This is a genomic window from Rhodococcus sp. IEGM 1379 (assembly GCF_030056815.1).
In the GTDB taxonomy this organism is placed as follows: Bacteria; Actinomycetota; Actinomycetes; order Mycobacteriales; family Mycobacteriaceae; genus Rhodococcus_F.
The window spans coordinates 219,098-231,823 of sequence record NZ_JASHKR010000002.1 but is presented as its reverse complement, the minus strand read 5'-3'; the positions used below and the strand labels follow the sequence as shown (position 1 = coordinate 231,823).

Annotated in this window: 9 protein-coding genes and 1 pseudogene; 4 read left to right on the top strand and 6 right to left on the bottom strand. The window is 60.7% G+C overall.

Going from position 1 to position 12,726, the window contains the following annotated elements; all coding sequences use genetic code 11:
• Positions 1-29: 29 nt before the first annotated feature.
• The 4 genes and pseudogenes from QM600_RS02435 to QM600_RS02420 all read right to left on the bottom strand — a co-directional run.
• Positions 30-1,955, bottom strand: a complete 1,926-nt coding sequence (locus QM600_RS02435; protein WP_283259878.1) for an SEC-C metal-binding domain-containing protein — start codon at positions 1,953-1,955, stop codon at positions 30-32.
• Positions 1,956-2,045: 90 nt separating this feature from the next.
• A complete protein-coding gene (locus QM600_RS02430) occupies positions 2,046-3,914 on the bottom strand; it encodes an SEC-C metal-binding domain-containing protein (RefSeq protein WP_283259877.1) in 1,869 nt (622 codons plus the stop codon).
• A 44-nt stretch (positions 3,915-3,958) separates the two neighbouring features.
• Entirely contained in the window at positions 3,959-4,624 is a 666-nt protein-coding gene (locus QM600_RS02425) for a GAP family protein (protein ID WP_283259876.1), read from the bottom strand.
• 18 nt (positions 4,625-4,642) lie between these two features.
• A pseudogene (locus QM600_RS02420) lies at positions 4,643-5,728 on the bottom strand (fused MFS/spermidine synthase); the annotation flags it as partial.
• Positions 5,729-5,899: 171 nt separating this feature from the next.
• On the opposite strand from QM600_RS02420, the gene QM600_RS02415 reads away from it, so the two are divergent.
• Genes QM600_RS02415 through QM600_RS02400 form a run of 4 tightly spaced genes read left to right on the top strand, consistent with a single transcriptional unit; the run spans position 5,900 to position 11,274 of the window.
• Positions 5,900-6,538 carry a 5-oxoprolinase subunit B family protein gene (locus QM600_RS02415; protein ID WP_283259875.1) on the top strand — a complete coding sequence of 213 codons (639 nt, stop codon included), beginning with the start codon at positions 5,900-5,902 and terminating at the stop codon, positions 6,536-6,538.
• Entirely contained in the window at positions 6,535-7,398 is an 864-nt protein-coding gene (locus QM600_RS02410; RefSeq protein WP_283259874.1) for a 5-oxoprolinase subunit C family protein, read from the top strand. The genes QM600_RS02415 and QM600_RS02410 overlap by 4 nt, the downstream gene beginning before the upstream one ends.
• Before the next feature lie 33 nt (positions 7,399-7,431).
• A complete protein-coding gene (locus tag QM600_RS02405) occupies positions 7,432-8,988 on the top strand; it encodes a bifunctional 3'-5' exonuclease/DNA polymerase (protein ID WP_283259873.1) in 1,557 nt (518 codons plus the stop codon).
• 60 nt (positions 8,989-9,048) lie between these two features.
• Positions 9,049-11,274: an MMPL family transporter gene (locus tag QM600_RS02400; RefSeq protein WP_283259872.1), complete on the top strand. Its 2,226-nt coding sequence runs from the start codon at positions 9,049-9,051 to the stop codon at positions 11,272-11,274.
• Positions 11,275-11,278: 4 nt separating this feature from the next.
• Here QM600_RS02400 and QM600_RS02395 read toward each other — a convergent pair whose 3' ends face one another.
• Together QM600_RS02395 and QM600_RS02390 are read right to left on the bottom strand one after the other, a co-directional pair.
• Positions 11,279-12,124: a DNA-3-methyladenine glycosylase family protein gene (locus tag QM600_RS02395; RefSeq protein ID WP_283259871.1), complete on the bottom strand. Its 846-nt coding sequence runs from the start codon at positions 12,122-12,124 to the stop codon at positions 11,279-11,281.
• Positions 12,121-12,678 carry a methylated-DNA--[protein]-cysteine S-methyltransferase gene (locus tag QM600_RS02390; RefSeq protein WP_502942846.1) on the bottom strand — a complete coding sequence of 186 codons (558 nt, stop codon included), beginning with the start codon at positions 12,676-12,678 and terminating at the stop codon, positions 12,121-12,123. The genes QM600_RS02395 and QM600_RS02390 overlap by 4 nt, the downstream gene beginning before the upstream one ends.
• Positions 12,679-12,726: the final 48 nt, after the last annotated feature.

Here is a 12,726-nt window from a genome sequence, read left to right as displayed (position 1 = left end):
TACAGGCGCAAATGGGCGAGACGTACCTTCTACCGCGTCGCGAACCGAGCGCTGAGAAATTCGACCAACTGCCACGGCTGCGTGTCCGACGAGTCGATCAACGCGATCAATGCGTCCTTGTCTTCGGCTGCGATCGGTTCGATACCACCAAAGGTGCGTGTGGTGGTGCCGGCGGGCAGAACCCGGGCGCACACCAGTGCACCGGCTTCGAGGTTCAGACTGCCCCACTCGTCTGCGACGTCGTGAACATCCCCGGTACGAACATCACTCAACGTCAGCGACGTACCCGGTACCGTCGAGACAACCTCGTACACCGACCGCGGCACTTCCAACCACCGCTGCGCCAGTTCCAACTCGTCGGCGGGCAGTAGTTCACCGCGACGCTCGATGAACGCTTCGAAGATGTTTCCGTCGAATAGTGCCGCGTCGACTGCCAATCCGCCTTCGAGTGCACGCGTCAGCGCGTCCTCGTCATCCCAGTGCTGCGCACGGACCTCGGCGAGGTCGAATACCTCGTCGAAGTACTCCGGCGTGCGCGAGAACAACTGAGCCTTGACGTACAGCCAGTTTGCACGGTCGTCGAAAGTCACTTCCGCCTTACCCAGGTGGCAAACCTTGTACTTACGTCCAGATCCACACCAGCACTTGTCATTACGACCCAGATCGGGGTGATCGACCGGCGCATATCGCGCAAGGACGTCGTGCAGAATTTCGGATTCGCCGCCTTCGATTCGACCGAGCAACGCCAGCGCCCTCGCCGCATCGCTGCGATCGGCAACCAGAAGTGCGAGATCGAAAATTGCTGGGACCCAATCAGGATCGCGGTCGAGCGCGCTTTCGTAGTACGCCTCGGCGACGATGATCTTGCCCAGACTGTCTGCTGCCTTACCGGCGAGCCAGTACGCGGCGGGCTTGACACGACGCGGCCCCTTGTCTGCCAGTGCTGTGGCTACCGCGTGCAATACCTCGTCGTGGTCGTCGAGTTCGGACAACAATTCGAGGGCCGCCGCCGCTGCCGGAGGCTCGGCAATACCCACATAAATCTGAGGGTTTTCCGTGATCTGCTTGCGTGCCCAATCACCGATGCCCGAGGTGTCTTCGGGAAACTCGAGATGCGCAGCCGATACCAGATCAACGAGCGCGATGACCGCTGCTGCTTCGTCGGCATGCAGATTGTCGCGAATCTCGAGCATCCGAGCGCGGTTCGCCAGGTGATAGGCCTCGAAATCGAAACCTTCGATTGCGACGTAGTCACCGTCTCGGACGTATCCGGCCGAGTCGAGCAGTTCGCCCAAGGGGGCGGCCGGCTGGCGGAACAGCGACGGATCCTCGAGCATCAACTGCCAGACAATCGCGTCGAGGGTTTCGGCACCGGTCTCGCTGAGGATGCCCCCGAGTGCATCCCCGAAGTTGGGTGCGGGGTCAAGTACTTCGGAGATCGTGCACAACGTCAATTCACGGTCCGCGACAAAAAGCCCGATCAAATCGCCGGCCGAGCACTCGGAGAGTGCGTCGGAGGCCAGCAGGAAACCTTCGTCGGCCGGAAACTTCGGGTCTTCGATTCCGCGTTCGGCAAAGATGTCGTCGTCAAGACCGCGATGTACGACGCGCATCTCCCGGTCCTCGACTCCCTCGAAGCTGTCGAGAAAGACCCGCAGGACCATTAGATCAGGATTGGCGTCGAGTACGCCTGAGCTGATCTCGACGTCGGTGAGCCTATGAGTGAGCACTCGGTGCTCGAAGAGCGTGTCGAGGGCGGCGTAACGCTCCCCGCTCAAATAGCCGAGCAGTGGATCTTCGACGTACTCCACAAACTCTGTCATGTCGTCGGCCGTGCCATGCCCGGCCTCTGCCAGCAAGTTTCCCCAGTCCGCCGCGGTCTGAGGGCCATACTGACGCAACAACTCCATCGCAGCTTCGGCGATCAAGTCATTAGGATCCATCGGTTCGGTCACCTATACAACTTTAACGGGTTGACACTTCCGGGGTCAGACAGCATCAGCCGGAAGTGAAGGATGTGCAGAACAGCGACGACCAAAGGGTCTCTAACTCAACACGGTCACCAACTCGACGGGATCGATATCATCAGCAGCCAGAACCTGGAGCACATCCGCAACCTGCTGATCAGAGGTGAGTACGACGCCACCGACGGCCTGGGTCGTCGTTCCGGCGACCAAGATTCGAGCGCTGAGAACATCGCCCGGCGCAGCTGAATCGCCCACCGTGACCGTCACGGTTTCACTCGTGCGGCGATCGACCAATATCGCTCCGTCAGAGTTCACGTCGTACACCGAGCGCCGCGTTCCCAGCCACTCGGTGGCAGTCGCGAGATCCTTCTCCGACAGCAGTTCACTGCGTCGGGCAAGGAATTCGGCAAAGATTCCACCTTCGAAGAGGGCAACGTCCAGTGCCGGACCCTCGAAGATCGTTCTGCTCCGCAGGGCATCTTCGCTCAGGTTCACGCTCGCCAGGTTGTCGAGTTCGACCAACCTGTCGGCAAATTCAGAGGCAAAGGCGAACATGCAGACCTTCTTGTACAACCAGCGGCCGTCCTCGAGAATCGACTCGTCGATCTTGCCCAGGTGACAGACCTTGTATTTACGGCCGGATCCACACCAGCACTTGTCGTTCCGTCCCAGTTCAAGGTGCTCGACTGGCAGGAATGCCTGCAGAACCTCATGGAGGACTTCTTGGGTCCCGCCGTCAATTCTACCCAGCAGCGACAATGCCCGATTCACATCTCCGCGATCGGATGCGAACTGTGCCAACTCGAAAAGTGCTGGGCCCCAATCAGCTTCCCACTCCAGCGACCTCTCGTAGTGCGCTTCGGCTTCAAGAACCCGTCCGAGTCGATCTGCAGCTTTACCGGCCAGCCAATGGGCCGCCGGCTTCAGCGCACGCGGCCCCTGCCCGGCCAATTCGAGGGCAAGAGCCTCGAGAATCATGTCGCTCACCGGGTCTTGATTGCGGAACCCCAGATCGAAGACCGCGACCGCAACCCCTGGATCAGCAAGGGATACAAACGAATCGGGTGCTGCGGCAATGTGTCTACGCGCCCAGTCCTGGATATCGAAGTTGTCGATGGCTGCGTCGGTATAGCCGCGATCAGCAAGATCCACAAATGCCACGACGGCTACTGCTTCGTCATGACCAAGGCTGTATTGCTCCGAAACCGACACTGTGCGGAGTTGTACGCCATAGGCAATAAAGTCGAAACCGCGTTCGGCAAGCAACTCTCGCTGATGCTCGTACCCTGCTGCCTCGAACAGTTCACCGAGCGGCGGGCTCGGAACCGTGAACAGTTCAGGATCTTCGATCAGAAGTTGCCAGGACGCTGAATCCAGTGCTTCCACACCATTAGCCGCAAATATCTTTCCGAGAACAGGCGCAAGATCCGGCTCGTCCTCGACCTCGGCGGCACGCAACGTCAACTGCCCGTCCTCGACGGCAAGTCCAACCAGATCACCAGCCGAGAAATCAGCGAGCGAGCCGGGCGGCAGAAGTATGACGCGGCGACTGCCCGCCGATTCAAAACCGCGCTCGTTCAGCAGCTGCGTCTCGTATTCGACTTCCACGACGCGCAATCCGTCGGTGCCGTAGGCAAAACCTAGGATCGGATCGAGATCGGGGCTGGCTTCGAGCACATCCGCGAAGATTTCGATATCAGTCAGGCGGTGCGTGAACACCAGACCTTCGAGGAGAGCATCCAGGGCGACGTACTTGTCTCCGGAGAGAAACCCCACCATGGGATCGGCGAGGAGCTCGAGAACTTCGGCAATCTCGTCGACCGATCCGAATTCTCCGAGCGCGAGCGCCCACTGTTCCAGACTCAGAGGGCCCGACTCACGCAAAGCCGCCATGGCAGCAGTTGCGAAGGCAGCATCTTCAGGGGAATCAACAGAGGGAACGGTCACCGCTCAATGGTAGGCGACCACAGCTATCGATCCACCAGCATCGACTAGCTGAGACCACTCAAACCTTCACCGAGCACGATCACCCCGAGCAGTGCCAAGATCACGGTCATCATGATTGCGTTGTTCGCGGTCATCCAGGCTTTGGCTGAGTCGAGCACCGATGCGGCGCGATCACCGAGAGCCACATTGACCACAACTGGGGCAGCGACGCCGACACTTGCAATGACAGTGAAAACAACAGCGGCAACGGCTTGCTCCGCTACGACGGAGGTTCCCGCTGCAATCGCCGCAGCACCCGAGACTGCGAGGGCAGAGTTCTTCGGGTTAGCCACTGAGAGCAAGGCAAGCCCCAGGGATTTCAGCGGACTGAGCGAACCAGCGCTCGACATCCACTTGGGCTGCGTGGGCTGAGCTCCGTCTCGAGGCCGTGATCGCCACTGCTTGAACGCAAGTCCGAACAGGACCAACCCGAGCACTATCCGAACGATACTGGCCCACCGTGAAGTCTCGGTTTCGGGCACCGCAGTGTCGACAATCGTGATGGTCAGTGCCACAACACCGCCGATGCCTACTAACCAGCCGAGAATGAAAGCTGCAACGGAAGTTCGCGCACCGGCAGTGACCATCATCAGCACCACAACGGCCATCGGTATGGAGACAACTGCCAAGCCGACTGCAATCGGTAATGATTGGCCAAGTGCACTCAGCATGAAAGTCCCTCCAGCAGATTAGCGTTCATAACCTTTCCTCATATCATCAACTATCCGAGGCCGATCGAGCGTCGACGGTTCCATCTCGCGCCGGGGGCGATCCCGCGGAAAGACCGAGGCCGACGCCAATGTCGGCTCGTCAAGGAAGCGAAGTTCCGGAGCATCAGCGGGCAGCCGAAGTTCCGGCGGAACACCGCCCACCTGAGCAAGAACGTACCCCCAGTCCCCGAAACTGGGCACGTACACGTGGTACGGCGACACTCCCAGTCCGACGGCAGAGACCGTAGACACGGTTCGCCAGTACGCATCCGGCGTCGAATAGGGACTGCCGGATTGGACGACCATCAAGCCACCGGGATTGAGTGCGGCAGCGGTAAGTCCGTAGAACTCCATCGAGTAGAGCCGGCCCAGGGCTGGTGTGTCGGGATCGGGAAGATCGATGATGACGGCATCGAAGCCGGATTCCGACTTGTCACGCAACTACCGGAAAGCGTCGTCGACAACGACGTGCACACGTGGGTCTTCGAGCGCACCACCGTTCAACGATCGCAGGCGGGTGTTGGCCAATTCGATGACGGCAGGATCCAGTTCGACCTGCACGATTTCCTGGACGCTGGGCAGTCGCAATACTTCGCGCGCGGCAAGACCGTCGCCGCCGCCGAGTATCAGTACCCGCTGCGGATTGTTCGAGAGAGCCGGATAGACCAGCGATTCGGTGTACCGATGTTCGTCGACACTGGAAAATTGCAGGTCGCCGTCGAGAAATAGTCTGGTGTCGTTGTTACACTCGGTGACGATAATTTCTTGGTACGCCGAGCGCTCGGCCGCGACAACAGGATCGGTGTACAGGCGCTGGCGGGCTGTGGTTTCGATATCGGATGCCGCGATCAACAACCATCCGATGAGGCTCGCTGCCAACAGCATTGCCACCACGGCGATCAGCCGGGCACGCAGGCTCAGTTGCCGGCGCAGCAAGATCAACGCAACAACTGCCGCGGCAACAAGATTGATCATTCCGGTGATGGCAGCGCCGCGGATCATTCCGGTCCCGGGCAGCAGAACGAACGGCCACAGTAGTCCGCCGACCAGGGCGCCCAAGTAGTCGACTCAGGTCAACGGTCACTCCGAAACGGTCGTCCGGCAGGGTCGCCGCGGGCCATACCCTACCGACCGTTCTTCGACCGACGGGGCGGGTGCCTCTCCGGCCATATACTGGTGACCGGCATTCGCAACATTTCGCCCATCAAGGCCCTCATACAAGTGGAGTCGTTCACGATGAGTCCGCTGACCATCCTTCCCGCCGGCGAACACGCACTTCTGCTGGACCTCAATTCCGAGGCCGAAGTTCTTGCGTTCATCCATGCCCTCACCCGCAATACCCCGGCCGGTGTGGAGGATTTCCTTCCCGCCGCTCGCACAGTCCTGGTGACCTGCACACCGACGGCAGATCTGACGAACGTGCGTCATGATCTGAACGAGTTGGCGCACACCATGTCCGACGCGGTCACGGACAGCGGTTCCGACGAGGCCCCGTTCGTCATCGAAGTCCGCTACGACGGCCCAGATCTCGACGATGTAGCAAAGACTCTGAAAATGAGCCGTGCAGACGTCATTTCCGCTCATACGTCGGCAGTGTGGCGCTGCGCCTTCATCGGATTTGCGCCAGGTTTTGCGTACCTGACATCACGAGACAGTCACCTCGACATCCCGCGGCGACCCCAATCGCGCACCGCAGTGCCCGCCGGTTCCGTCGCGTTGGCCGGTGGATACAGCGCTGTCTACCCACGGGCATCACCGGGCGGCTGGCAGATCATCGGCAGCACCGACGCCGTGATGTGGGACTTGAATGCCGTACCGCCCGCATCCGTGCAACCCGGCCGACGTGTGCGGTTCGTGAACGAGGAAGAACCATGAACAGTCTGGAGATTCTCAAAACCGGTCCGCTGAGCCTGATCCAGGATCTCGGCCGGACCGGCCACCTACGCTCCGGCGTCGGAGTTTCCGGCGCTGCCGACAGGCGATCCCTCCAGCTCGGCAATCGGCTCGTCGGCAACGCCGAAGACGCCGCCGGGATCGAGATCCTGATGGGCGGGCTGCGCCTGCGTGCACATCAGTTGATGACACTCGCATTCACCGGCGCCCGCGCGCAGGCTTACCGCGACGGCGTTCCTGTCGGTCATTCGAGCGTCATCGTCGTCAATCCCGGACAGGTTGTCCGGCTGGATTACGCGCCCAGCGGACTGCGGACCTACCTGACTGTTCGGGGCGGAATTGCAGTGCCCGAGATTCTCGGATCGCGCAGCACCGACACACTTTCCGGGATCGGGCCGGCGCCCCTCAAACCCAACGACGTGCTCCCTATCGGACCAATTCCGGCCGTATTTCCATTGGTAGACGTGGCACCGGTCCATCAAGTTTCGGGCGGAACACTCGGTATTCGAGTTGTATTCGGTCCTCGCGCAGACCAATTCGTCAATCCGGAAGCCTTGACTGCAGGGCGATGGGCAGTCTCGACAGACTCCGACCGTATCGGCGCGCGCCTCGATCGCGTCGGCACGGATGCACTCCTTCAACGAGCTGACGGACTCGAATTGCCGACGGAAGGTTTGGCCCTCGGGTCGATCCAGGTCCCGCCCAGCGGCCAACCTGTCGCCTTTCTGGCAGATCACCCCATCACTGGCGGATACCCCGTAGTCGCGGTAGTGACGGATGCAGATATCGACCGACTCGGCCAAGCCCGTCCCGGTCAGAAGATCCGATTCGTTGGCAACTGAATTCCTGTCGGACCATGCAGGCACACTGGTCCCGTGAGAGTTGTCCTGGTTCCCGGTAGTACGACGTCCACGGGAGCTGTGACGGCAACGGTCGTTCGCACCGATCCCGATGGGACTCCCGTCAGCGACCCCGTCGAACATCCTGATCTGGTCTCCGCGGTCCAGACCATCGAGGCTGCCGAGCATCCTCGGTGGGCCTGGCCCAGCACTTCGTCGGTGTATCCGACGTTGCTGCGGGCCGGCGTGCAGGTTCAGCGTTGCCACGACATCTCACTGACTCGCGCCATTCTGGGCATGCGGGCCGGAAATCCGTCACCGCCCGACGAAGAGTTCGACGACGACCGCCTTGGCCTTTTCGACACCACTCCCGTCCTCGATCCCCGGGGTGTTGTTGCCGAGTTCACCGCGCAACGAGCCACCATCGGCACAGACTCGCGCGTCGATCTGTTGATCGCCGCCGAATCCGCCGGAGCCCTCAGCGCCGCCGAAATGACCCATGCCGGTCTACCGTTTTCGACGCAGAAGCATCGCAAACTTCTGGAAGAGAGACTCGGCCCCAAACCGACGGGTTACGACCTCCCCGTCCGGATGCAAGAACTCGCGGCCCAGATCAGCGAGGTTTTCGGACGCACCGTCAACCCATCGTCGTCCGTCGAAATCACCGAAGCTTTCGGCCGCCAAGGCATCGAACTGCCGTCGACGCGTAAGTGGTTTCTGCAGGAAATCGACCACCCGGCGGTGCCATTGCTACTGCGTCACCGCGAACTCGCCAAGCTGTACAGCACCAACGGCTGGCAGTGGCTGGACAGTTGGGTGCGCGGTGATCGCTTCCGGCCCATCTATGTCCCCGGTGGAGTGGTGTCCGGCCGGTGGGCCAGCCGCGGCGGTGGCGCTCTGCAGATTCCCAAGACCATGCGCTCGAGCGTCGTCGCCGACCCCGGGCACACATTCGTGGTTGCCGACGCCGGACAACTCGAGCCTCGCATTCTCGCGGCAATGTCACGTGATCGCCGCATGATGGCGGCAGCCGGTGATGACGATCTGTACGCGCTAGTCGGCGCCGAGGCCTTCGGTGGCGACCGGGCCAAAGCCAAAATTGCCATCCTCGGTGTGCTGTACGGGGCCACCGCCGGTGAAGCCAAGGCACTTCTCATCCTGCTGCGGAAGCGATTCCCGATAGCGGTCGACTACGTCGAAAAAGCAGCCAAAGCCGGCGAACGCGGTGAGGTAGTCCATTCACTCCTCGGTCGAGCGTGTCCCCCACCGTCTCCCGATTTCTACTCGCACGGCGACGCTCATGCGCGTGGACGATTCACCCGAAACTTTGTCGTGCAAGCGACGGCGTCGGAGTGGGCGCTGTGCCTGCTCGCGGACCTGCGTCGCCGCCTGGCCGAGGACCCCGACGGGGAATTGGTGTTCTTTCAACACGACGAGGTGGTGGTCCACACTCGAAACCCCGAGTCCGGCACCGCACATGTGCTGGCCTCAGCGGCGTCTGCAACTCGATTATTGTTCGGCGACACAGTGGTTAGGTTTCCGATGGATGTGGGTATCCGCGAGATTTACGGCAAACCTGTTCCACCTGAGTGAGGTGGGTTCCGCTGCCCCAGCTCTCGTGTTGGTGCTGGTCGAGTGTGCTCGAGGAGAACCATGACCAAGCTGGATGCACCTGACGCAGAACAGAATGGCAGCCCGGCGGTGAAACGCCACCGCCTGCCCATATTCACGGTTATCGCACTGGCGATCTTCGCCTTTATCGCGGGCGGATTCGGTGGGTCGTTCCAGGGAAAATTGACCGAGGTTCAGAAGAACGACAATTCTTCGTATCTACCGAGTTCTGCGGAGTCGACCGTCGTCAGTGATCAGTCTGCGGAATTCCTCTCGGTCGAGACCATTCCCGGATTTGTTCTCTTTCATCGAGATTCAGCTCTGACAGATGCGGACAAGTCTGCGATCGACACTGCGCGCCAGTCTATTTCGAGTGTCCCCGGCGTCGACGCTGACGGCATGCAACCCACTCAGTTCTCTGCCGACGGCACCACCGCATCGATTTTTGTCCCGCTTGTCGCCAAGACGGACGACACCGCAGTAGCGGGAGACGTACTGGCAAGCACCGAACAGAACGTCATCGACGCAGCGGAACAAGCCGCCGGAGATATGCAAGTGCTACCCGCCGGGCCTGGCGGTCTGCTCGTTGCCCTCATCGACGCCTTTTCGGGGCTGGAGGGAGCCCTCCTGGGCGCGGCTCTGCTGGTTGTCATTCTGATTCTTCTGGTGGTCTACCGCTCACCCGTACTGTGGTTTTTCCCGCTGTTCTCGGCGCTGCTCGCAATCGGATTGTCGTCGATGGTGATCTATTACCTGGCAAAAGCTGAGATCTTGACGTTGACCGGCCAATCACAGGGCATCTTGTTCGTGCTAGTCATCGGCGCGGGTACCGACTACGCACTGTTGATCATTTCTCGATATCGCGAAGAACTGCACAACTATCCCAATCGATTCGACGCGATGATCCGTGCGTGGCGTGAATCCGTTCCGGCAATCACGGCTTCGGCTGCCACCGTCATTCTCGGTCTGCTGTGCCTGACGTTTTCCCAGCTCAACTCCAACAAGAGTCTGGGCCCGGTCGCGGCCATCGGAATTGCCTGCACCTACCTGGTGATGATGACCTTCATGCCCGTCACGCTGGCAGCGGCCGGTCGCTGGGTATTCTGGCCCCGCACACCACAAGTCGATCACGCCGCAGACCTCGCGACGCACGGCCTGTGGGGCAAGATCGCGACAACCGTCGGCAAGAGAGACCGCAGTTTGTGGATCGGTGCAAGCGTGCTGCTGATCGTTCTGTTCGCGGTCGGCATCGGAAGCCTCAAGACTGACGGACTGACCGCAGCACAGAATTTCACCAACACTCCCGACGCCGTTGTGGGGCAGGAACTCTACAATTCCCAGTTCAATCCAGGAACCGGCGCGCCGGCCGTCATCACCACCAATGCCGCCCAGTCCGACGCGGTCATCAAAGCGGCAAGCGCCACCTCGGGAATCTCACAGGATGCCGGCGCAGTATGCACGCAAGTCGATGTGGCCAAAGTCAGCGCTTTGATCAAGACCAACCCCGCTGCCGTTGCCCAGGCCGCTACAGCCGGTTGCGCCCCTGCAGGTTTCACCGTCGCTCCGATAGACGGCCGCACCATGATCAACGCAACGCTCACCGATTCCTATGATTCGCCCCAGGCACTCGAAACCATCACTCGACTCCGCACCGCGGTGCATGCAGTTCCCGGCGCTGACGCCCTGGTCGGCGGCAGTACCGCGACAACTCTCGATGTTCAAGCGGCGTCGGTGCGCGACCGCAATCTCATCATCCCCATCGTGCTGGCTGTCATCTTCCTTGTTCTCGCGGCACTGCTCCGCGCCCTGGTCATTCCCGTGATTCTGATTGCAACAGTGGTTCTTTCGTTTGCTGCGACTCTGGGTGTGAGCGGATTCTTCTTCACGCATGTCTTCGGATTTGCCGGCAGCGATCAGTCGTTCCCCCTCTATGCGTTTGTCTTCCTCGTTGCCTTGGGCATCGACTACAACATCTTCCTGATGACCCGTGTCCGCGAGGAGACGGGTGAATTCGGCACTCGTGCAGGTGTATTGCGCGGACTGGCAGTCACCGGCGGTGTCATTACGTCCGCCGGAATTGTTTTGGCTGCAACGTTTGCCGTACTCGGAGTTCTGCCACTCGTCTTTCTTGCCCAAATCGGCTTTGTCGTGGCCTTCGGCGTTCTACTCGACACGATCATCGTGCGCAGCATCCTTGTTCCGGCACTGTCCCATGACATCGGCAAACGGATCTGGTGGCCATCTGCGCTGGCGAAAGCAAACGACTGAGCAGTTACAAAAACACTTCCTTCGTCCACAGATGGAAGAGTGCGTAGGCGCGCCATGGCCGCCAGCTCTCCGCTAAGGCAGCAGCCTCCTTGCCTGACGAAACACCGAGCGCGCGCTTGAGAACCAGGTCGTCAGGAACAAATGCGTCGCGGTCACCCAAGATCCGCACGGTCAAATAGTCCGCTGTCCACGGGCCGATGCCCGGCAAGGCGAGGAGTTCGCTGCGGAACCGAACTGGTTCCGCCTCCCAGCTGAGATCGAGCCCGCCGGCAGCAGCAATCGCCAAGGTGTGCACGGCTTTTGTCCGAGCCGTGGTTAATCCAACTGCCTCCCCGATCGTCTCCGGGGATTGCGCAGCCAGCGTCTCCGGCGTGGGAAAGGCAACAAAATCCCCGTCCACAACGTCGCCGAAAGCCCTGACAATTCGTCCACCGAATGTTCGTGCTGCACCCAACGAAACCTGTTGTCCCAGGACAGTAAGGACGGCGGTTTCAAACCCGTCGACGCTGCCGAGCACACGAAGACCCGGTCGCGCCGCAATCAGTGGAGCAATGATTTCATCAGAATCGAAATACGGATCGATCATCGAGTGATCGGCATCCAGATCCAACCACCGGCGTACCACCGACTCGAGGACAACAGGATCCGTACCCGATGTGGCGTTCACCGACACATGGTCCTCGTGCCACGATACCGACACGATTGAGGGACCAGCGGGTAGCGGGATAACGCGCGCATGCACTCCGTCGCCGTGACGCTCCAATCCCGCCACACAGTGAGCACGCAGCGCCCCGACCATTGGATCCGTCGAGTACGGCGCAATGAACGGAAGCTGCAGCGCGACAGTCATGTCCGGTGACCGGATTCGAGATCTAAGAGGACGGCCTTCAGTTCCGGACCACCCGCATACTGCCCGAGGCTTCCGTCGCTACGGACCACGCGGTGGCACGGCACGACCAATGGCAGTGGATTTTTGGCACACGCCGTTCCCACAGCACGGACGGCCCGCGGACTTCCCGCGGCAGCAGCAACCACCGAATAGCTTGCGGTATGGCCATATTCGATCTCGGGAAGATGACGCAGCACCTCGCGCCGGAAACCCTTGGCGAGCTGAAAATCCAAAGGCAGATCGAATTGCGTTCGTGCTCCGGCAAAGTACTCGTCCAACTCCTGCGCCACCGCGTCGAGCCTGCGCGGAAAGTGCAGAACACGAGGGCTCACCGTATCGGCCAATCGCTCCAACACCAGATCATGACCCTCGATCGCAAAAGCAACACGAACCAGGCCCGCATCAGTTGCGGCGAGCAGCAGTTTTCCGATCGGCGAGTCGACGGTCCGGTAGGCTACATCGATCAACTGCGCAGCCGACGCCTCGTCAGCGAGCCTCGAGCGCAACCTCGCCATCGCGTCCACATCTACTGCGGGGAGTGCACCGAACAGTTCGGAATCGAT